The sequence below is a fragment of the Asaia sp. A2 genome (assembly GCF_057319415.1).
On record NZ_JBXWTO010000011.1, the window covers coordinates 68,775 to 89,592 of the forward strand.

Sequence of the window (20,818 nt, forward strand, 5' to 3'; positions counted from 1 at the left end):
GCATAATCAAGGCAGAGTTGAGATCGTGACGCGCTTTAAATGGCGCGTCCATCCAGTTGGGCCTGCAGCGCCTTCACACGTTTGGCACCGCCGCTGGCCAGCGGATCGACCACAAGAAGCTGTCGGGCCGCCTGCAGGGCAGCCTTGAGATCGTGACGTTCCTCCTCGACCTGCGAGAGCAATTGCCATGAAAGCGGGTCGTCAGGGTCTTTCTGCAAGGCAACGCCCAGATCGCTGATTGCTCCCTCGAAATCGCCCGCCGCATAGCGCACCCGCGCCCGACCGCGACGGATGAATGGCCTGTCGGGCTGAAGGACAAGGGCGTTGTCGAGTGCCGCCTCGGCCTTGCGATAATCATGGGCCTTGAGGCTCGAATCGGCATTTTCCAGCAACAGGCGCGTGCTGGCAGAGAGGTTCTTCTGGCGCAGCGTCTCGGCGCGTCGCTCCAGAGCACGGGCTTCTGCGGGCGTATGCGCCATACGCAGGGCCTTGTTCGTCTCCTGCAGGGGGTCAGGCTTTGGCGCGTTGGGGGGCTTGGCACCGGGAGAGGCCTTGGCAGAATCCGGCTTGTCGATATCTCGCGTCGCGGGGGGCGTACCGACAGATCCGTTTTGCCCTTTGTCTGTGCGGCTTGTGTTCGTCTTGTCACGGATTGCAGGAGAGGTGGCGGCTCCGTGCAGGCCGGGTTTATGGCTGGTTGCCGGATGGCCGTCAGGCGATCCCTTGGCTGGGGAAAGCGCCAGAACGACAAAAGCCGCGCTGCCCAGGAGCAGACACGGCCTGACCACGGCCCCGCGAGGGGCCGTGTAACGCGTCAAAACGGGGCGAAAGCTCCGTTTCGGCATTAGCAGGGAATTAGCCCTGGCGAGCCTTCATGCGCGGGTTCTTCTTGTTGATGACATAGACGCGGCCACGACGGCGAACGACGCGGCAGTCCTTGTCGCGGAGCTTGGCAGATTTGAGGCTGTTACGAATCTTCATGATAATTTGCTTCCCGGGCCATGCAAGACGAACGGGCGTCGCGCCCGCGAGAGGTGGTCGGAATACTCATGGCTCCGGCCAGAGTCAACTCCCGACTGAGCCTCAACCCCATGAAACCCTTTATTTTGGGCGTTTTCAAAGGATGAAAACCCAATTATCCTGATTCCATGAAGAAAGCTCTGCCTGTTCTGGCCGCCCTCATGGTGGGTCTGCCCCTTTCGGCGCAGGCTGCGCCCAAACCCAAGAATGATCCTGCCTCCGTGCTCAACCGGATTCTGGCCGTTCTCCAGACCGACCCGGACTCGGCCAGTGACAGCTGTGTGGAGGCGCTCAAGGAGCTGCACAAGACGCAGAATATCGTGGCGAACCAGGATTCGGACAGCAACAACCAGGATGCGGCTGTGGCGCGCGATGTGCTCGAATCCGATTTTGAGGAGACGATCGAGGTTTGCGGCACGGATGCCCGGACGTTGTGCCGCACCAAGGGTGAGGCCGATCCAAAGCTCCCGGCCATGTGTGCGGCCATAAGGCCACGCCCCCAGGCCGATAGCGACGACTGATTATCGTCCCGGCCCCGTATGAAGGGGGCCGGGTTCCGGATCAGGGAGTCTGATCCGGCAGCGGGCGACGCGCCATGGCCCAGAGTGCGAAACCGTAGACATAGGCCACTTCTTCCAGCCGCTTGAACCGACCCGATGAGCCCCCGTGCCCGGCATCCATGTTGATACGGCACAGGAAGGGCCCGCCTGTGGCGACTTCACGCAGTTTCGCGATCCATTTTGCCGGTTCCCAGTAGGTAACGCGCGGGTCTGACAATCCACCCATCGCCAGAACCGGGGGATAGGCCACGGGGCGGATATTGTCATAGGGCGAATAGCTGGCGATCAGGTCATAGGCATCGCGGTCTTCCAGCGGGTTGCCCCATTCGGGCCATTCCGGCGGGGTAAGTGGCAGGGTGTCATCTGACATCGTGTTCAGCACATCGACAAACGGTACCTGGGCGGCAATGCCGGCGAACAGCTCCGGGGCAAGATTGGCAACCGCCCCCATGAGCAACCCGCCCGCAGAACCGCCATGCGCCACGATACGCCCGGCCTGTCCGTAGCCCTGCCCGACCAGATGATGGGCGCAGGCCACGAAATCGGTAAAGCTGTTGGGTTTGTGTTTGCCACGGCCCTCAAGGAACCAGTTCCAGCCCTTTTCCGAGCCGCCACGGATATGCGCGACGGCATAGACCCAGCCGCGATCGACAAGGCTGAACACCGAGGTGCTGAACCCGGACTCCATCGAGATGCCGTAAGACCCGTACCCGTAGAGCAGGAGGGGAGCCGTTCCGTCGCATGGGGTGTCCCGGCGCTTTAGGACGGTGATGGGCACCTCTGCACCATCAGAGGCGATGGCGAACAGGCGATGGGTCTCGTAAAGGGACGGATCATGACCCGAGGGAATTTCACGAACCTTCTTCAGGCTCTGCTCGCCTGTGCGCATATCGAGATCGTACCAGTGCGCGGGCGTGGTCGGTGATTCGTAGATATAGCGCAGGATGCTGTCGTCATATTCGAGAAAGCCTAGCAGGGTGAGGTCGAAAGCGGGCTCCTTCATGCCGATCGTGCGGACCCGCGTGCGGATATCGCCCTGATCGGCGGTGTTCCCGGCACGGTCCCCCGCAGTGTTCTCTGACACGACATGAATCTCGATGTTGCCGTTCACCCGTTCCGCCCAGGCGAGATAGTCCCGACACGCTGCGGCGCCCAGCAGGAAGCGCCCCGGCTCATGCGCGAGGAAAGGCGTCCAGTTTTCTCTTGATGGCGTCTGGTCCGGCGCCTGCTTGAACTGGAAATCAACCGCCCCTCCCGCATTGGTGAGAATGATGAAGCGGTCATTCCAGTGCGTGAGGGTATAACGCTCGCCCCGCTTGAGGGGTGAGGCGATGCGGGGTGCCTGTGTCGGGTCGCTGGCAGGGATCAGCAGCGTCTCGTTCGTGTCATGATCGCCACGTTCGATCAGAATCCATTGGCGTGACGCCGTGACCGACAGGCTCAGGAAAAAGCCTGAATCGGGCTCATCGAACACGAGAACATCTTCGCCGCCTGCCAGAGGACGACGATAGACGCGCGACGGCCGTCCGTGGTCATCACGGTAGATCCAGAACAACCAGGCACTGTCGGGCGAGATCACGAAGCTGCCTGCGGCACTCTCGACAGGAGGAGCAAAGGCATCACCGGTGGTCGTATCGATGCTGTGCAGGCGATAGACCTCTGACCCCTGCGTATCGGCGGCATAGACGAAGACCCGGTGGTCATCGGAATGACGGACGCCAGCCAGGGCGAAATAGGCGTGGCTTTTGGCCAGTGCCTCCACATCGAGCAGGACTTGCGCCTCACCGCCGGACCGGGGGCGGCGCAGATAGATCGGATGCTGGGCATCCTTGGCGAAGCGGGAAAAATAGAGCCACGCCCCGTCGGGCCAGGGAACGGAATCTTCTGCCGGAGGGATACGGCCGATCATCTCCTGCAGCAAAGCGGCGCGCTGTGGCGCCACATCGGCCAGGCAGTGCTCGGTATAGCTGTTTTCCTCGCGCAGGGCCTCGGCGATATCCGTGCGGAGCAGGGACGGATCACGCAGGACCTTCTGCCAGTTCTCGTCCTTCATCCAGGCGTAGTCATCCTGCCTGACCCGTTCGAGCTGGGTAATGGTGTGCGGTACGCGCCGTGGCGAGGGAGGAATCATGGCAGGACCTCAGTCTGGAAAAACAAAACCTGTACCAGAGTGCGGCAGAATGGGGCGCACCTCAACGCCCTCATGATGCGGGACTGTCATGCCAAGCCGAAGTTTCGATAGGGAAATAAACCACTTAGTGCCTCACATGTTAGGAAAGCACACGTCCTTCATCCTGATGTCTCTTCGGGAAAGCGCGTTTTAACGGGCTCGTTTTGCAGAAACGGGTCTGAAAAAAGAGCAGTAAAAAAGGATCGCCCTGATGTTATCTCGTTTCTGTCTCGGTCTGACAGCCGTCGCTGGTCTCACTTTTGCTGGTGCCACCGCCCATGCGCAGCAGGCTCCCGTACCTTCGGTCGCGCCGGGAACGCAGTCCACTGTCATGCCCGCAGGCTCCATCCCCATTCATCGCGATGGTGCACCTGATGAAACAAGCCATGTCATGCAGGCTGTTGGCGGAAGCGGGCTGAGCAACACGGTTGCCACAGCCAATACGCCGGGCGTTCTGGACCATTACGGTCTGCCTGCTCTCGACTCAGCCAAGGCAGGTAATCTGGCTGGTCTTGCCAGCTACTGCGTGCGCAATCATCTGGTACATGGCAATACGCTGCGTGTCGTCGGCCGTAAGCTGGCCAAGCGCCCCGATGTGCAGAACGACCAGTATTATTCGCTTGGCGGCCAGGGCCTGCTCCAGACGAATACGAATGTACCTTTTGATGTGTCCACTCTTGACCTGAGCCATCGCACCCAGCTCTGCGCCCAGGTGCGTCAGCGTGGGCAGGATTTCAAGTAAGTCGCCTCTACGACCACCAGAAGAAAAGGGTCAGCCATTCGGCTGGCCTTTTTTGCGTATTGGCGCGGGTCGCCCTTCATGCCCCGGCAAAGGATCGCTGTCCCCCAGAGACATCGTGGCTTCGGCGTGAGGATTGAAGAGCTCTGTTCTTTTTGTGGTGCCGGGAGGACCTTGTGGGGGCAATACACGAATAGGTATCACCCCCACGGATCTTATTCAGGCGGGAAGGCCAAGAATCAGATCCAGACCTTCGGCGCTGCACAGGACAGAGGCTTTTTCCTGCCTGGACAGCGTCGAGAGAGCGCTATCCACGGAGGTAGCTTCGCGCAGTTTCAGCAGACCAACCAGCAGATTGGCGTCAATAGCGGCACCCGGTTTACGGGCTGAGGGCAGGGCGCGGCGATGTTCGGCGGCGAGAGCCGGATTGCTGCGCAGGGCAGCGAAGGCCTCGGCCGGGGGACGGCCAGGCATGGCTTCGGCCTGAGTGCGGCGGAGATCGTTCTCGGCGGCCAGCCTCAGAATTGGAGGGAGGTTGGTTTCTTCCGGAATGAGAAGAAGCCCCCAGTTCTTGAGCCACAACCCGACATCGCGGCTTGCCGTCATGGCAGCAAGTGGGATCGCGAGGGCAAGACCAAGCAGAACCGGCGTCATCCACAGGAAGAGTGAGAACGAGACCGACCAGGCCGCAGCAGCCATGACCAGACCGTAAGCGGTATAGATCCAGTAGCCATGCGCCACTTCCTTGAGGGAAACGCGCCCGTCATCGCGGTTCTGGGCATTCCAGCCGGAGTCGCGGCCGCGCAGGATCGAAATGACGCCTGAGGTGTGGATCAGCATCGCAATCGGCGCGATCAGACCGCCAATGAGTGTTTCCAGCAGGATGGAGGCCACCAGGCGGACAAAGCCACCACAGCTGCGCAGCATGGCACGATCGAAGAGGGCGGCAATCAGGGCAAGCGCCTTGGGGGCGAGCAGAACGGCCATCGTGCCGATGAACACGTATTTGGCCTGTACCGGATCGACCTGCGGCCAGTGCGGGTAGAGCGTCTTGGTATCGCCGAAATATTCGGGTCGGTCGAAATGGGCCTGAAGCGAGATCAGGATACCGAACATGAGGAACAGCAGCCACAGCGGCGAGGTGATATAGGCACCGATGCCGACCATCATGTGCATGCGGCTCATCCAGTGCAGCCCGCGTGACAGGACGATCTTGCCATGCTGGAGATTGCCCTGACACCAGCGGCGGTCACGGATGGCCACATCGGTAAGCGAGGGCGGGCTTTCCTCATAGGAACCGAACAGACCCGGCACCATGTGAATGGCCCAGCCGCCACGACGCATCAGGGCCGCCTCGACAAAGTCATGGCTGAGAATGCCACCACCGAAAGGCTTGCGGCCCGGCAGGTGAGGCAATCCGGCCTGTTCGGCAAAGGCACGGGTACGGATGACGGCGTTATGCCCCCAGTAATTGCCTTCCGAGCCATGCCACCAGGCAATGCCGTGAGCAATCAGCGGCCCGTAAACACGCCCGGCAAATTGCTGCATGCGGGCAAAGAGTGTCTTGCCACCGATGATAACCGGCAGGGTCTGGATGAGGGCCACGTTTTCGTGGCGCTCCATGGCCGAGACCGTGCGCACGATCAGGCCGCCATCCATCACTGAATCAGCATCAAGGGTGAGCATCTGCTGATAGGCGCCGCCGAAGCGTTTGACCCATTCTTCCAGATTGCCGGATTTGCGATCGATGTTCTTGGGGCGGCGGCGATAGAAAATGCGCCCCTGCCCGTTCACCGCCTGCACAAAGGCAAGGTAGGCGCGCTCCTCGCGAACCCAGACATCGGGATCTGTCGTGTCGGAAAGGATGAAGAAATCAAAGGCGTCGATACGCCCGGTCGCCACCAGGCTGTCATGGATCGCACGCAGGCCTACGAGGACACGGTCCGGGTCCTCGTTATAGGTGGGCATGAGCACGGCGGTCCGGGTCATCAGCGCGGGCAGAGGGGTATCGCGCGAGATACCGAGGCCCAGACCACCGTGGCGCAGCACCGAGACAAAGCCGGCAAGCGAAGAGGTGAAAGAAAGCGAGATCCAGGCGCCAAGCACCACGAACAGCGCTAGAACGATGATGCCCAGCGTCGAGACGCCCATGCTGTTAAGCACGCGGTTCATCTCGAACGCGCCCCAGCCTGTCAGGACGATGGCACCGCCAATGACCAGCAGGCGGCGCAACCACAGCAGGGAGGGTGTAGTGGGGGGATGACGGTCACGCCCGAAAGTCTCGGGACGCTGACGCAGGTTCTGCGTCGGCATCTCAAGGGGCGATTCCGCCGGAAGCACGTCAAAGGGGGTGAAAGAGGTGGGAAGGGTGCTCACGGCGTCCAACGATACATCCATTTTTCGGAAATCGGCCCCTGCTCATTGGCAAGCTGGCACGTCAGTTCGGCCAGCTTGGCGCTGCCCGGATAGAATTCGAATGTCGTACGCCATCCCTTGATGTTCGGATTGGGCTCAACCACCACATTCTTGATGGTCCCGGTCGAGGCCTGCGGTACGAGGTGGAAGGCTGCATTGGCGGGCAGGTTCTCGAACGGCTTGCCGGTGAAATCGATCACGAACATGCGGCCATCGGCATGATCGGTCACGGCGCCGACGCGTGTTGCGCCAATGCGGGCCAGATCGGTCGGCCAGGGCGTGTCCCAGCCCCAGTACATGCGATAGGTGTAGCCGTATTCGTGCCCGGCCTGCATGGGCTGCTTGGGGCGCCAGAACGACACGATATTGTCGTTCACCTCGTTGGGTGTCGGAATTTCGACCAGATCGACACCGCCTTCGCCCCAGTCACCGATGGGTTCGATCCAGAGCGAGGGGCGCTTTTCGTAGTTCAGCGCGAGATCTTCGAAATCGTGGAACGCGCGGCGACGCTGCATGAGGCCAAAGCCATGCGGGCTCGCATCCTGGAAGGCCGAGAACTGGAGATCGACGGGATTGTTCAGCGGGCGATAGAGCTGAGCACCCGTGCCGGTCCACATCTGGAGCGCTTCACTGTCATGGGCGCCGGGGCGCCAGTCATCGACATGATTGCGGTTGTTGGCATCAAAATAGAACATGCCGGTCAGGGCTGCCACGCCGCCTTCGGTGATGTCGGTGCGCGGGTAGAAGCTCGACTGCACATCGAAGACTGTCGTAGCGCCCGGACGAATGGTGAAGCGGAAGGCGCCCACGACCGAGGGACTGTCCATCAGAGCATGGATAACGACCGAGTCGACGCCGGGCTTGGGCTTTTCGAGCCAGAATTCGCGGAAGAGGGCGAATTCCTCGCCCTTCGGGTCGCCTGTGCCATTGGCAAAGCCGCGAGCGGACAGGCCATAATTCTGCCCCTTCGCCACAGCGCGGAAATAGGATGCGCCGAGAAACACGGCACATTCTTCCATGACATTGGGGGTGTTGATGGCATTGCGCAGACGCAGGCCTGAAAAGCCGAGATCATCGGTCACGCGCAGCATCGGGTCGGGGTAGCTGAACATGTCCGGGTCATAGACGATCGGGCTCGACTGTCCGTCCACCACCTCGTTCATGTTGATGCGCGGGCGATACAGGAAGCCACGCGGGAAGAACTCGACGTCAAAGGCGAGGTTCTGGCCGTGCCAGAGCGCGCGCTCTTCCTTGTAGGTGATGCCGCGGAACTGATCGAAGTTCAGATTGTCGATAGCGCTGGGGAGAGTCTGCTGCGGCGCCTTGTAGGCGGATTTCGACAGGTTCTGCGCGATCTGCCGTACCGTGTTGTTGTCGAACGGGGTCGGCTTCGGAGCGGCAGCAGGCGCTGCCCGGGCAATTTTGCTGGCCCCCAGTATCGAGAGGCCAGCACCGATTTTAACAAGATCGCGACGCAGCACTATGACTATCTCCGGCAGACCCGGCTAAATGCCGGGTGATGTCTGATTTTCCTAACGCCCATAAGTTACTTTGGGACACAGGAAAACTCGCCTGCCTTAGAAATCTGTCATGAGTGCGGCTTTCGCGCATCCTTTTCAGATGGAGAGAGCGGCCTTTACGCCTTTTTCCCTGATAACCTTGCGTAGTTCGGTCACTTTTTCGTCAAGTGCGGCGTGGTCAAGCTTGCGCCAGCCATCGAAGGCCGGGAGGGCAAACCCAGCTTCGTAATCGTCGCTCTTGGCGATTTTCCATGTGTCATCGGTGAAAGTCGGTTCGATCGGCTCGAATGTGCCGCCCTTCTCGTTCTTGCCGCGAAGCATTTCAAGATAGGCAGCCAGACCATAGGCAACACGATTGAGATCGCGCTTGTCCTTCAGGAGGTTCTGGATGGTGGCCGTCCAGAACACCTGCACTTTCGATGCGCCATCACTGCCGATACGCAGGTTCTGGTCTGCCATCGCCGGGTTGGAGAAGCGCGAGATGACCGATTCCTTATACTTCTCAAGGTCTTCACCCGGCGCGGCCTTCAGGGTCGGGATAACATCCGTGTCGAGGTAGGTCTCGACCAGCTTGCGCAGCTCGGGGTCATTGATCGACTCGTCGATATGATCATAGCCGAGGAGCAGGCCCGAGAAGGCAAGGAAGATATGCGATGCGTTGAGCATGCGGATCTTCATGAACTCATAATCGGTCACGTCATCGACCATCTGCACGCCGACCTTCTCAAGGGCGGGACGTCCATCGGCAAATTCATCCTCAATCACCCACTGGGTGAAGTCTTCCGCCACGAGCGGCAGAAGATCATCCAGGCCGCTCTCCTTGTTCAGGCGGGCAGCGATGTCTGCCGAGACGGTCGGCGTGATGCGATCGACCATGGCGTTGGGGAAGGTGGCATTTGCCTCGATCCAGCTTGCCAGCTCCGGGTCACGGGCGCGGGCATAACCAAGGAAGGCCTTGCGTGCCACGTTGCCGTTATGACGCAGGTTATCGCAGGACATGATGGTGAAGGCGCGATCGCCCGCATCGCGACGGCGGCGCAGACCCTCGACCACATAACCAAAGATCGTGGACGGCGTTTCGGGGTTGGACAGGTCACGCTGGACGGCTTCGTTATCGAGCGCGAATTCACCCGAATGCTCGTCGATATTGTAGCCACCCTCGGTGATCGTCATCGACACGATCTTGATGGCCGGATCGGCGAGATAGGCCAGAACGGCTTCCTGCTTTTCAGGGGCGAGGAGATAGTCGCGCAGGGCACCGATGACGGTGCGCTTGCTCTCGCCTGAGGGGGCCGTTTCGGTCAGGGAGAACAGGCAGTCCTGCTTCTTGAAATCCTCGGCCTTCTTCTTGGAACGGTCGCCCGAGGTCAGGCCGACACCGATAATCCCCCAACCCTGTTGGCCGGGCAGTGCGAGTGCCTTGTCGACGTAATAAGCCTCATGGGCGCGAAAGAAATTACCGACACCAAAGTGCAGGATTCCGGGCTTGATGTCCTTGAGATCGTAAGACGGAGCCGCCACGCCTGTCGGCAGATTCTTCAGGGTCTCGCGGGTGATCATAAGCTTAAATCCCTTTTTGTTGCTTCAGGAGCGCCATTTCTGACCGACATAAAAAGACCAGATCCAGCTACGCACGTCAAAAAGCGTTCGGCATGGTCCGGCCCAAATCACAGGAAGAAACGTAACAGGGGGAGCACAAGTTCAACGCAATCTGCGCGGACGCTCCCTGCCTTGGGCCTACTTGCCGATCATGTCTCTCAGGTCTTTCGCCCGGCTTTCGGGCGTGCTCATCAGCACGTCTGTGGCGCGGCGCAGATCCTGACGCAGCAGGGCGATGACGAAGTGCATTTCGGGCAAAGCATCCTGCCCCAGCGTCGGCAGCGCACTCAGAACGTCCTCCCGTCCCGGGCGATAGGGTTTCTCATGGGCCTTGCCCGCAGCATGGATCTCGCAGCGCCGGGCGAGAGAGCGATAGGCATGGCTCAGACCGGTATGCAGCCCGGCCACGCCAGAAAAGCCGCCCCTGTCCTTGCCTGCATTGATGGCACGGGCCACCAGCATGGTGTCACTGAGCATACGGCGCATCAGGGCGGGCAGTACGGTCAGGATCGGGTGGCGTTTTTCGAGAAGTCCCCAGTTTTCGCGATAGGCCTCTGCCACACATTCATTGATCACCAGCAGATTACGGGCGCAATGGTCGTTGCGGGCCTCGAGTTCGCTCCACATTTCCTGCCGTCGCAGGGCTGCCTGAAGCAGCTCGTCCATCTCACGGAACATGCGCCCTGCGGTGAGGAAACCGCGCCGCCGTGCGCTGGCATGAAGCACCACGAAGCTCACAACCAGCGCGACGATCACACCAAGGAAAATGGCAGTCAGTCGCTCGGTCAGCGGCCAGTACGGGTTTGCGCCATGCGAAGGCAGAAGATAGACGATCATCAGTGTCACCCCGGCAAAGCGCAGCGAGGGGCGAACCGCCGCCATATAGGCCAGCGGTAACAGGGCAACACAGAAGACTGGCCAGTAAAAACCCAGGACAAGCCGCGTTGTGATGGCCAGTGTGCCAACGACGGCACCGACCAGCGTGCCGATAATCTGGTCGCGCGCCGTCGAAAAAGTCTGGTCTATGCTCGACTGGGTGACGATCAGGGCCGTGATCAGGGCCCAGATCGTCTCGTCCAGCCCGGTGGCTTCACCGATGATCCAGCACAGGGCCACCGCAACGAGGGTTCTGACCATCTGCCGCCACGGGGCCTCACCATCCTCGCGCGCCCGGAGCAGTGAGGCAAAGGGCATAGATCAGTCTCCGGATAGCGGCAGCGGCACCCAGCGCAGCCCGTCCTGACCCTGAACGAGCAGGAGCACGGTATGTTTCTTCTGCTGGCGTGCGCGTGCCAGTTCCTTTGACAGCGCGTCCGGTGAATTCACAGCGACCTGCTGCACCTCCGTCACCACGTCACCCGGCTGAAGGCCACGCGTATCGGCAGCACCATCGCGTGTCACATCGGTCACCACTACGCCTCGCTGTGAATCCGACAGGCTGTATTTGCCGCGTGTCTCGTCATCGATGGCAGAGAAGGTGACACCCAGATCAGCAAGGGCGAGCTTGGTTGGGCCTTTCACCTTGGCATCGCTTGGCGGCATGTCCGGCGCCTCGGGCGAGGGTTTGACCACCAGGGTGACATCCATTGTCTTGCCCTTGCGCCAGATGCCGAACACCGTCTTGGTGCCGGGCGCGATTTCGGCCACGAGGCGCGGCAGGGCATGGCCATCAATGGGTTTGCCATTGAGCGCGGTTATCACATCGCCTGTCTGCAGCTTTGCCGCAGAGGCCGGGCCCTTGGGATCGATACCGGCAATCATCGCGCCCTTTTCGGGCTTGAGGCCGATGCTGTCGGCAATTTCATGCGTCACGTTCTGCACGCGCACGCCGATCCAGCCGCGCGACACATGGCCATCACGGCGCAGCTGATCGATCACGCCACGGGCATCATTGGCCGGAATGGCAAAGCCGATACCGATGGAGCCACCGCTGGAGCTGTAGATGGCCGTGTTGATGCCGATCACCTGCCCATCGAGATTGAAGAGCGGACCGCCGGAATTGCCCCGGTTGATGGAGGCATCGGTCTGGATATAGTCGTCATACAGCCCGTGATTGATATCGCGACCACGCGATGAAACGATGCCGCTGGTGACCGTGCCGGACAGGCCGAACGGATTGCCGATGGCCAGAACGCGGTCGCCCACGCGGGCCTTGTCGCTATCGCCGAAGGGCACTGTCGGGAAGGGCGTCTTGCTCTCGATCTTGATCACGGCCAGATCGGTCCGGCTGTCGCGCCCCACGATCTTTGCAGGAAGCACCGTGCCATCCTGAAGTGTTACGGAAACCTTGTCTGCATCCTTGATGACATGATTGTTCGTGACGATGAATCCGTCGGGTGAGATGATGAAGCCCGAGCCCAGCGCCTGCATCTTGCGCGGCGGATCGGAAGGCGAGGGGGAGCGATTCATGTAATCGTGAAAGAACTTCTCCATCGGTGAGCCGGGGGGAAATTGCGGTACCTGCGGTCCGTCATCGGGGCTGGCATCCGGCCCGTCATCGTCGTCATCATCCTCACCCGGCTTCAGCGTGGCTGAAATCGAGATGTTTACCACCGCAGGCAGCAGACTGGCTGCCAGATCGGCCAGGGAGTCCGGCGCCGCATGAACGCTGCGTGCAAGAGCCGCCGGCGCAGCTGCTGCCGGTGCTGGTGCCGGGTCGGCAAAGGCGGAGGAGGCGGCGGAAACCCAACCGCCCATCAGGGCGGCAAGAACGAGGCGATGTTTCATGGCGCTAGGCTAACGCAAATCAGGGGTTTGCGTCACCTATCTCCGCGCTGCGATCTTTCTTCTCTTCCGCCTGGGCTTCCTTGCGTGTTTCGCCCGCCATCAGAGCGGCCTGACGGCGATGGCGATCGAGCCAGACCGACAATCCATAGACCCCAAGGAAGCCAAGCACATTGACCAGAATCTGGATGACCCAGCCATCGCCAAAGCTGTTCATCACCAGTCGGGCAAACAGGTCGAGAATGGTGCCGAAGCTGAACACCTCAAGCGAATGACGCCCCAGCAGCGCAAGACCCTGCCCGATGCGTGTTTCCGAGAGGCGCGTGGCCGTTACGGAGGACTGGACAAGCAGCAGGATGGCCAGAGCGTCTGTCCAGCGCCAGATGGCCAGATCGGACTTGTCGGCCTGCGGCACGACGGCGAGCGGCCTCAGGCTGGGCAGGTTCCAGCTTTCGTAGGGAAAGCACTCAAGCGCGCCGAACAGCAGATAGGCCCCGGCAAGGCATCTGGCCCAGAGGGGGCCTGGTAGATTGCCCTCGCGCTTGCCCGCCATGATGGCGGCCAGCATGCCAAGGGTGAAAATGAACTGCCAGGCCAGCGGGTTGAAATACCAGCCATCGGGGTCGAGCCAGTTGGGCAGGTTGAGCGTAGGGTCACTGTTGATCAGCCCCCAGAGCGCAAGACTGACGCCGCCCAGCAGCCATGGCGAGATCTTCCACAGAAAGACCAGCAGCGGAAAGGCCAGTAGCAGCACGATATAGAGGGGCAGGATATTCAGATTGTTCGGTAGGGCCTGAAGGCTGAGGACGCTCCAGATCCATTCATGGCCATGGGCCAGTTCGGGCTCCAGAAAATCCACGGGCACGGGGTAATAATGCCGCCACTGGCGTATGGTGAAAACCGAGACCAGCAACATGACCATCTGGAACAGATAGAGGCGCCAGCATCGGCGCACGATGCGTTCGATACCCATGACCCATCCACCCGTTGGCGGCCCGCGCAGGATCAGGCGGCCATAGGCCAGCCACGAGGCATAGCCCGCCAGCAGCACAAAGATCTCGGCAGCATCGGCGAAGCCGAAATTGCGCAATGTGAAGCGGTTGAGCACATCCTGTGGCGCATGATCGGCCAGCATCATCAACAGCGCGATGCCGCGCAGGGCATCAATGCGATGGTCGCGCTTCTTGCGTTTAGGGGTGGCGTCGGTTGTGGCCTCGCTCATTCCTGTCATGCTCTCCTGCCCGGACGACCCGAGTGCATCTGCCCCGGTATTGACCTGCTCATACGCGCAGATGGTTGCGCGATCCACTTCCCGCCATGTTAAACGGGAGGGATTAGGCCCGGCCCCGTCGCCAGAAGCGCCCCGTCGCCAGAGGACAACCATGACCGATTTTGAAAAACCCGCCAACGAGGAAGACCAGCGCAGGATTATCGAGACCCTGCGCCTGGTTCAGAATGAGGCCGGCACATCCAATGTCCTGAGCTTTGCCTCGCTTGAAGGGGTGGCGGTGCGTGATGGACACGCCCATGTCTCTCTCGCCACCTCGCGCGAGGATGCGGCGCGTATCGAACCCCTGCGCCCCCGTGCTGAGGCCGCTCTTGCGCGTCTCCCCGGTATCTCGCGCGCAACGATCATCCTGACGGCCCATCGTGCACCGGGCAAGGCTGCGCCCCAGCCTCAGGGGCACCGCCCCTTCCAGCTCGAGCAGCCTGCTAACAGCCCTGGCCATCCTCAGCCCGTACGCCCCGATGGCAAGGCCCTGCCTCAGGTGCGCGCCATCATCGCCGTTGCCTCCGGCAAGGGCGGCGTGGGTAAATCGACCACCGCCGTCAACCTTGCGGCCGGTCTGGCGAAGCTGGGGCTGCGTACCGGCATGCTGGATGCCGATATCTATGGCCCCTCCCTGCCACGCATGCTTGGTCATTCCGCCAAGCCTGCGCTTGAAAATGGCAAGATCATTCCCGTTGAAGCCTGGGGCATGCATGCCATGTCCATCGGGTTTCTGGTGGATGAACAGCAGGCCATGATCTGGCGCGGCCCGATGGTCATGGGGGCCATCGGCCAGTTTCTGGGTGATGTGGCGTGGCCCGACCTCGATGTGCTCGTGATTGACATGCCGCCCGGCACAGGTGACGCCCAGCTGACCATCGCCCAGAAGCTCAGCCTGCGCGGTGCCGTGATCGTTTCCACCCCTCAGGACATTGCCCTGCTGGATGCCCGCCGCGGGCTGACCATGTTCGAGCGCATGAATGTGCCGCTGCTCGGCGTGGTCGAGAACATGTCCTATTTCTGCTGCCCCAACTGTAACCATCGCACCGAGCTGTTCGGTCATGGGGGTGCCCGGGCCGAAGCCGAGAAGGCCAATGTGCCGTTCCTTGGTGAAATTCCGCTGCTGGCCGATATTCGCATGAGCGCCGATGCCGGCACGCCGATCATTCTTTCCTCGCCCGACAGCGAGGCCGCGCAGGCCTATACCCGACTGGCCCGTGCCGTGGCGGACAGCCTCCGTCTGGAGCCCGGCGCTTGAGGCGTCTGTCTCTCGCCCTGCTGGTCGGCAGTCTGGTGCTTGTGGGGTGCGGCCCCCGCAAGGTGGCCCATCATGGCTACGCCGCCGATGGCTATGGGGTGATCGATAATTCCCCTCATCTGCCGCCGCCAGATACGCTCTGGCGGCCAGCCAAGCCTGCACAGTAAGATCAAATAGGGGGGTGCAGCCCCATGACCCGCCCAAGGACGGTCGTCCTTTGGAAACCTGTCTGGTTCAAAACGGGGACTGAAGGGGCTCACCCCTTTGCGGATGCAGGTCAAAGCCCTGCATCCTGCCTGGATAGTCAGTGAGCAGGTGTTACTGACGGAGTCTGTTCGCCGCTCTTTTCGGTAACCGAGACATCGCCATTGACGGTCCGGTTGAGCACGGAAAACGACACGGCATCCATCGTCGTCACATCAACGTCATCGCCGGTCTTGAGGCTGTTCAGCAAAGGCTGAAGCGCCTTCTGGCGCACAGTGATGGTGCGTGTGATATCGGCATGATCGATGATCGTTACCTTATGGGCAGCGGCATCGACGGCCACGACCTTCACGCGCTGACGCTGGAACGAGACGAGTGTGCCATGCGGGTGACGACGGGCATAACCCTTGGCGGATGACACGGTCGATTCCGGCAGGGGCGTGCCGGGTGCGGCAATATCGGCTGCCATCGTCTGGAAGAAACGGACCGAAATCTGGTCTCCAGCCTCAAGATGGGGAAGGTCCTTTGCATCCTTGGGGATGGTGAGGTTGAGCAATCCACCCTTCTTGTCACGCAGCAAAATGGTGCGTGTTTCCGGGTCGATCGTCTCGACCGTTGCGGTCATGCTCTGGTTGCCCGTGATCACTGCCTGCGCTGCGGCATGGGGAACGTAAAGCGTCGAAGCCGGAGCAGCGAGAAGAAGGGCAGTCAATGCGGGGCGCAGCAAGCGACGGGTCACGCGCGTTGTCATCGAAACCATGGGAGCGTTCTTGTCCTTCTTGGGTGTCAGTCAGAGCAAAATGGTCGACTGTTCCATCTCACCGGCGGGAGAGATGGGCGTGTGCAGGCTGCCCCATGTTGACCCCCATGAAAAGGGGGCGTGAGACATGGGTGGTCAGCCTTTCACGCAATTCACCGACAGGTTGCGTAGTCCCGATCTGGTAGCCGGTACCCCGGCCATAGGCGGGGGCTTCTGACAGCGGAAGCTGGCATATTACGCAAGACTTGGGCGCAAAAACCCTTCAAGCAACGCGAGGCGGACTGGCAAGAGGGCATTCGTTTCGGCATGAATACGGATTATGTACGATCACTCTACCCGCTCCGCCCTGCTGCTCCTGCTGGTTTGGGGCAGCGTCAATATAGCCACAGACTCAGGCGAGGCCGAGGCAGCGTCGCTGCAAGGCCCGGATAAACCAGAGCTCCAGACCGGACAACGAGACGAGCATGTGATTGTGCGCGGTCGTCAGGCATCCGGTATGGGGGCTGATTATGGCCGTCATGATGCGTCTCTCGGGCCGTTGGGCACGCGCTCGCTGCTGGACACGCCTTTTTCCATCATGGCGGTCCCACGGGATGTGATCGTGAACCAGCAGGCGCGCAATGCGAATGATCTGGTGCAGTACCTGCCTTCGGTGCAGCTCGAAATGCGGGGAGACCCCAATACCAGCCGTCCGCAATCGCGGGGCTTCGAAGCGGATGTGATCGCCAATTCCCGTATGGACGGGCTCAATATGGTGATCACGACCCCTTATGCTGCCGAAATGTTCGATTCTCTCCAGGTGCTCAACGGGTTGTCGGGCGCGCTGTACGGACCGCAGAATCCAGCGGGGACATTCGACTACACGCTGAACCGCCCGACAGATCACGCCCGCGAGCGTCTGGTGTTCGGAGTGGACTCGGCGGGTGCGCCCCTGGAGTCACTCGATGCATCAGGGCGGGTGGGACATGGGCGATGGTTTGGCTATCGTGTGACGATGCTCAACCAGTCTGGCACGACCTATGCCCCCGGGACGCATCTGCGACGCGGGCTGATTGCCGGGGCCTTCGATTTCAGGCTCGACAACAAGACGACGATCCAGATTGACGCCAGCCAGTACAGCTATGCCCAGCGTGGTTATGCCGGAGGGTTCACCTTTGCCACGGGGCTTTCCCTGCCCAAGGCACCCGATCTCTCGCAGCAGGGATATGGCCAGGATTTTGCGGGGTATAATGCGTCAACCAATACGGCGCTGGCCAAGGTCATCCACACATTCAACGAGAACTGGTCGCTTACGCTGGGCGGCCTGTATCAGGATGCCTGGCGGAATGTCTTTGGTGTCACCAATGCCTTGCTTGACGATACGGGGCGATATCGCACCACCATTACAGCAGCAACGACCGCCAATGATTTCCGGGTCTGGTCGAACCTCGCCTATGTCAATGGCCGGTTCCACACTGGGCGTTTTGTGCATCAGCTGGTGCTCGGCTCGAACGGTTACAGCATGGGCAATTTCAATCCGACCGCAGGGGCGAGCACGATACTGGGAACGGCCCTTATCGGGGCCCCGACCGTATTCGCAGGGACACAGCCCTATTTCTCGGGGCGCTATCAATCCGCGTCGATCCTGACACAATCCCTTCTTCTGGGGGATACGATGGCGCTGAACCGCCATTTTTCCATCATGGCGACACTTGGCTGGAGCTGGCTCGACACGACGAGCCGCAACCGCAATGGCGTCACGACCGCCGCCTATAACGCCTCTGGTGTTTTCACTCCCATGACGAGCCTGATCTATCGGCTTGACGAGCACACGAGCTTTTACGGCACCTGGGGGCGGTCTGTTCAGGCGGGGCCGGTTGCCCCGGCGTCGAGCCGGAATGCCAATGACGTGCTCGCACCGCTGCGCTCGGAAGAATATGAGGTGGGCGCAAAATACCGCCCTTCGTCGGGGGTGATGCTGAGTGCCGCGGCTTTTCGCATGACACGTGGTTTTGCCTTCACCGATCCGGTGAGCAGCCTGTATCGCGAGGCGGGAACACAACGCAATTATGGCGTCGAGGGGCAGGTTGCAGGGCGGGTCAGCGAAGCACTGAGTGTCATAGGGGGTGTCACCTGGCTTGATGCGCAGGTTGGCAACACAGGCTCTGCACTGACATCGCACAAGCAGGTTGTGGGGGTGGCTCCGGTGCAGGCCAATATCCTGCTCGATTATCATCCCGGCTGGATGCGGGGTGGCGCGGTCAATGCCAGTGTGCATGTTGTTGGCAGGCGCGCAGCAGACAATGAGAACCGCAGTTTCGTCGCCTCATTCACGACCCTTGATCTGGGTGCGCGCTATGGCTTTCACGTATATCGCGTGCCGATGGTCATTCGCTTCGGGGTCAGCAATGTGACCAATGCGCGATACTGGGCTTCGGTCTATCCGAGTTCCGTCGATGGTGGCACCAATGCCACGAATTCGGCAGTTGCCGGCTTGCCCCGAAGCTATCACGCAACGACAGAAATCGATTTCTGATGGTTGTGTTATGATCGTCGTGTTCTGGCCGTCGCGCGTGTCAGCGCGATAGATCAGGCTGCCAACCCGTCATGGTATCCCGGTTCTGGCGCAATTCTGCGGCGCCGCGTGCGACGGCAGACCATGCGGCATTGGCCAGTGCCTTGCGGCTGGGGAAGTCTTCTGGTGCCAGCGGCGCGTGAAGCAGGACAGTCGCCCGCTTGTTGCGTGTTTTCAAAAATTGCCAGACGTGAGGCCCCAGATCCATATCGCCATACCAGGCAAAAATGGCGCGTCGGGTGCGTGTGACGGGTAAACCCTCCAGCCGGTCATAAACCAGAGAGATAGGCTGTATGAGTGGCGTCAGTCCGGGCGGGTAAGAGGGCATATCCACGGGCGGCGCATTTTTGGGCAGGCGTGGCAGCTTTGCGATCGCGAAGAACGTGGACATGAAGGGCAGCACGCGTGACCCGTCCGAGGATGTGCCTTCAGGGAACAGGATCAGATTATCTCCGGTCGCAAGACGCGTGATCATTTCGTCTCGCTCACGCCCGGTTGTGCTCCGATTGCGGCTCACGAAAATGGTGCGTCCGATCTTGGAGACCAGCCCCATGATGGGCCAGCGTTCGATGTCGCCTTTGGCTACGAACACGGAATAGATCTTGGTTCCCAGTACAGGGATGTCGAGCCAGGACGAATGGTTGGCGACATAGATAACGGGGCGCTCACCCCGATTGCGCCCTTTTTGCCCGCCGACTGTACCGACGGGGGTGCCGATGATCTGGATATCCAGATCGAGCAATTTGCACAGTACGCCCCAGATGACCCGCGTCCAGCGTATCTTGAGAACGCCAGGAATGGGGAGCAACAGGGCCTCGAAACCCACTGAGAGCGGCACCCAGACGACAACCCCAGCCAAACGAATGAGTGCGCGAGCCGCTGCGACCTTGTTTGTTCCGGAGCGAGGGCCGTCGGCCAGAGTGCCCTCAGTCAATACAGGGTGTGGGCAACGGCGCGCGTGCTGGCTCGTCGAGGCGCCAACCCGGGTTGAAAGCAGTCCAGCGAAGCGGTCTCGAAAGTTTTTCACGCGCATGGAGTGTTCAATACTGTCACGAAGCAAATGTGACAATCGCCTGCGTCGGTCTCTTGTGTCGGGAGCGTAGTCAATACGCACCGATTGTCTGAGATTGCCTCATACCTATCTGTTCCGATATCGCGGTCAGGACGATGTTTCACGTGAAACATCCTGCTCTTCAGGGAGGCGTAATCCCAAGCGAGGTTGGTGTAATGAAGGAGGCATGCCCGGGTAACGTATTCTTTAGAGTGCCGCCTTGCGCCCTGTGACGCTCGTCATGCGTAGTGTTGGTAAAGAAAGGTAAGATGCAACATGTCTGGCTTTGGCAATTCCCCTGAACCGAATACCCGCGAAAAAGACCCTCCCGGCGGCAGCCTTCCCGGTGGGATTTTCCCCGGAGGTGATATCCCGGGTCTGCCGCCCTTCGCGCCGAAGCTGAAACCAAACTGGTTCATTGGCATCGGTGTTGCGCTTGTCCTGCTTGGGGTGTTCGCTTTTCTTGATACCGTCGTCACGACGCTGGCAAGCATTGTCGTAATGGGTATGTTGCTCATTTTTTCAGGAGTCGCCTATCTGGCGCAAAGCTTTGCCCATCGTGACGTGGCCGGATCGCGGTTCTGGATCACTGCCCTGATGGGCTTTCTGTATGTGCTGGGTGGTATTCTGCTCATTCAGGAGCCCGAAACGGGGTCATTGTTTCTCACCGCGTTTCTGGCTGGATGCTTCATGGCATCGGGCGTGATGCGTGGGCTCTGGGCTGCGGCGCATCGTCAGGTGGCCAATTGGTGGACGATGATTCTCAGTGCGGCGGTTGCCTTGTTCACCGGGGTGTTCATCTTCGTGACCCTGCCATGGTCTGGTCTCTGGCTGATCGGGACTTTCATAGCCATCGAATTGATCTTCGGCGGAATTTCGGCCGTGGCGTTCGGTATGTCACTCAAGCGCGCCGGCAAGTAAATTCCCGACGATCCGACAAAGAAAAGGCCGCCCCGACATGGTGTCAGGGCGGC

At 60.6% G+C, this 20,818-nt stretch carries 17 protein-coding genes; 6 read left to right on the forward strand and 11 right to left on the reverse strand.

The window, feature by feature from the left end; genetic code table 11:
* Nucleotides 1–35: 35 nt before the first annotated feature.
* Complete coding sequence (locus tag ACWNRM_RS10730; protein WP_485170775.1) at nt 36–818, reverse strand: tetratricopeptide repeat protein; 783 nt, start codon at nt 816–818, stop codon at nt 36–38.
* Nucleotides 819–855: 37 nt separating this feature from the next.
* A complete protein-coding gene (ykgO, locus tag ACWNRM_RS10735) occupies nt 856–981 on the reverse strand; it encodes a type B 50S ribosomal protein L36 (RefSeq protein ID WP_023978233.1) in 126 nt (41 codons plus the stop codon).
* A 167-nt stretch (nt 982–1,148) separates the two neighbouring features.
* Between ykgO and ACWNRM_RS10740 the strand changes: the two genes are divergently transcribed.
* Complete coding sequence (locus tag ACWNRM_RS10740) at nt 1,149–1,541, forward strand: hypothetical protein (protein WP_485170776.1); 393 nt, start codon at nt 1,149–1,151, stop codon at nt 1,539–1,541.
* Nucleotides 1,542–1,581: 40 nt separating this feature from the next.
* On the opposite strand, the gene ACWNRM_RS10745 is transcribed toward ACWNRM_RS10740, so the two are convergent.
* A complete protein-coding gene (locus tag ACWNRM_RS10745) occupies nt 1,582–3,711 on the reverse strand; it encodes a S9 family peptidase (RefSeq protein WP_485170777.1) in 2,130 nt (709 codons plus the stop codon).
* Nucleotides 3,712–3,961: 250 nt separating this feature from the next.
* Between ACWNRM_RS10745 and ACWNRM_RS10750 the strand changes: the two genes are divergently transcribed.
* Nucleotides 3,962–4,492: a YjjA family protein gene (locus tag ACWNRM_RS10750; RefSeq protein WP_485170778.1), complete on the forward strand. Its 531-nt coding sequence runs from the start codon at nt 3,962–3,964 to the stop codon at nt 4,490–4,492.
* A 216-nt stretch (nt 4,493–4,708) separates the two neighbouring features.
* Here ACWNRM_RS10750 and mdoH read toward each other — a convergent pair whose 3' ends face one another.
* From mdoH to ACWNRM_RS10780, 6 genes are all read right to left on the reverse strand, one after another.
* On the reverse strand, nt 4,709–6,886 hold the full coding sequence (mdoH, locus tag ACWNRM_RS10755; RefSeq protein WP_485170779.1) for a glucans biosynthesis glucosyltransferase MdoH: 2,178 nt from the start codon (nt 6,884–6,886) through the stop codon (nt 4,709–4,711).
* Entirely contained in the window at nt 6,862–8,385 is a 1,524-nt protein-coding gene (locus tag ACWNRM_RS10760) for an OpgD/OpgG family glucan biosynthesis protein (RefSeq protein ID WP_485170780.1), read from the reverse strand. Before ACWNRM_RS10760 ends, mdoH begins: the two co-directional genes overlap by 25 nt.
* Before the next feature lie 135 nt (nt 8,386–8,520).
* Nucleotides 8,521–9,984 (reverse strand): mannitol dehydrogenase family protein, encoded by a 1,464-nt coding sequence (locus ACWNRM_RS10765; protein ID WP_485170781.1) that lies wholly within the window; start codon nt 9,982–9,984, stop codon nt 8,521–8,523.
* Between the two features lie 177 nt (nt 9,985–10,161).
* Nucleotides 10,162–11,217 (reverse strand): FUSC family protein, encoded by a 1,056-nt coding sequence (locus tag ACWNRM_RS10770; protein WP_485170782.1) that lies wholly within the window; start codon nt 11,215–11,217, stop codon nt 10,162–10,164.
* Nucleotides 11,218–11,220: 3 nt separating this feature from the next.
* Nucleotides 11,221–12,750, reverse strand: a complete 1,530-nt coding sequence (locus tag ACWNRM_RS10775; RefSeq protein WP_485170783.1) for a Do family serine endopeptidase — start codon at nt 12,748–12,750, stop codon at nt 11,221–11,223.
* Nucleotides 12,751–12,769: 19 nt separating this feature from the next.
* The gene (locus ACWNRM_RS10780) at nt 12,770–13,978 is read right to left on the reverse strand and encodes an OpgC family protein (RefSeq protein WP_485170813.1); all 1,209 of its coding nucleotides are present in this window, start codon (nt 13,976–13,978) and stop codon (nt 12,770–12,772) included.
* Between the two features lie 151 nt (nt 13,979–14,129).
* On the opposite strand from ACWNRM_RS10780, the gene ACWNRM_RS10785 reads away from it, so the two are divergent.
* A complete protein-coding gene (locus ACWNRM_RS10785) occupies nt 14,130–15,275 on the forward strand; it encodes an Mrp/NBP35 family ATP-binding protein (protein WP_485170784.1) in 1,146 nt (381 codons plus the stop codon).
* On the forward strand, nt 15,272–15,442 hold the full coding sequence (locus ACWNRM_RS10790) for a hypothetical protein (RefSeq protein ID WP_485170785.1): 171 nt from the start codon (nt 15,272–15,274) through the stop codon (nt 15,440–15,442). Before ACWNRM_RS10785 ends, ACWNRM_RS10790 begins: the two co-directional genes overlap by 4 nt.
* 137 nt (nt 15,443–15,579) lie before the next feature.
* Here ACWNRM_RS10790 and ACWNRM_RS10795 read toward each other — a convergent pair whose 3' ends face one another.
* Nucleotides 15,580–16,239, reverse strand: coding sequence for a preprotein translocase subunit YajC (locus ACWNRM_RS10795; RefSeq protein ID WP_485170786.1), 660 nt, complete (start codon nt 16,237–16,239; stop codon nt 15,580–15,582).
* A gap of 319 nt (nt 16,240–16,558) precedes the next feature.
* Between ACWNRM_RS10795 and ACWNRM_RS10800 the strand changes: the two genes are divergently transcribed.
* Nucleotides 16,559–18,754: a TonB-dependent receptor gene (locus ACWNRM_RS10800; RefSeq protein ID WP_485170787.1), complete on the forward strand. Its 2,196-nt coding sequence runs from the start codon at nt 16,559–16,561 to the stop codon at nt 18,752–18,754.
* Between the two features lie 40 nt (nt 18,755–18,794).
* On the opposite strand, the gene ACWNRM_RS10805 is transcribed toward ACWNRM_RS10800, so the two are convergent.
* A complete protein-coding gene (locus ACWNRM_RS10805) occupies nt 18,795–19,826 on the reverse strand; it encodes a lysophospholipid acyltransferase family protein (RefSeq protein WP_485172211.1) in 1,032 nt (343 codons plus the stop codon).
* A gap of 294 nt (nt 19,827–20,120) precedes the next feature.
* Here ACWNRM_RS10805 and ACWNRM_RS10810 point away from each other — a divergent pair, with 294 nt between their 5' ends.
* On the forward strand, nt 20,121–20,765 hold the full coding sequence (locus ACWNRM_RS10810; RefSeq protein ID WP_485170788.1) for an HdeD family acid-resistance protein: 645 nt from the start codon (nt 20,121–20,123) through the stop codon (nt 20,763–20,765).
* Nucleotides 20,766–20,818 lie beyond the last annotated feature (53 nt).

Bases quoted from the DNA above. Each gene is read 5' to 3' on its own strand.
- ACWNRM_RS10770 (WP_485170782.1), bottom strand. From the start codon at position 11,217: ATGCCCTTTGCCTCACTGCTCCGGGCGCGCGAGGATGGTGAGGCCCCG.
- ACWNRM_RS10775 (WP_485170783.1), bottom strand. From the start codon at position 12,750: ATGAAACATCGCCTCGTTCTTGCCGCCCTGATGGGCGGTTGGGTTTCC.
- ACWNRM_RS10795 (WP_485170786.1), bottom strand. From the start codon at position 16,239: ATGGTTTCGATGACAACGCGCGTGACCCGTCGCTTGCTGCGCCCCGCA.
- ACWNRM_RS10765 (WP_485170781.1), bottom strand. From the start codon at position 9,984: ATGATCACCCGCGAGACCCTGAAGAATCTGCCGACAGGCGTGGCGGCT.
- ACWNRM_RS10810 (WP_485170788.1), top strand. From the start codon at position 20,121: ATGTCTGGCTTTGGCAATTCCCCTGAACCGAATACCCGCGAAAAAGAC.
- ACWNRM_RS10800 (WP_485170787.1), top strand. From the start codon at position 16,559: ATGTACGATCACTCTACCCGCTCCGCCCTGCTGCTCCTGCTGGTTTGG.
- ACWNRM_RS10780 (WP_485170813.1), bottom strand. From the start codon at position 13,978: ATGACAGGAATGAGCGAGGCCACAACCGACGCCACCCCTAAACGCAAG.
- ACWNRM_RS10740 (WP_485170776.1), top strand. From the start codon at position 1,149: ATGAAGAAAGCTCTGCCTGTTCTGGCCGCCCTCATGGTGGGTCTGCCC.
- ACWNRM_RS10745 (WP_485170777.1), bottom strand. From the start codon at position 3,711: ATGATTCCTCCCTCGCCACGGCGCGTACCGCACACCATTACCCAGCTC.
- ACWNRM_RS10785 (WP_485170784.1), top strand. From the start codon at position 14,130: ATGACCGATTTTGAAAAACCCGCCAACGAGGAAGACCAGCGCAGGATT.
- mdoH (WP_485170779.1), bottom strand. From the start codon at position 6,886: ATGGATGTATCGTTGGACGCCGTGAGCACCCTTCCCACCTCTTTCACC.
- ACWNRM_RS10750 (WP_485170778.1), top strand. From the start codon at position 3,962: ATGTTATCTCGTTTCTGTCTCGGTCTGACAGCCGTCGCTGGTCTCACT.
- ACWNRM_RS10805 (WP_485172211.1), bottom strand. From the start codon at position 19,826: ATGCGCGTGAAAAACTTTCGAGACCGCTTCGCTGGACTGCTTTCAACC.
- ykgO (WP_023978233.1), bottom strand. From the start codon at position 981: ATGAAGATTCGTAACAGCCTCAAATCTGCCAAGCTCCGCGACAAGGAC.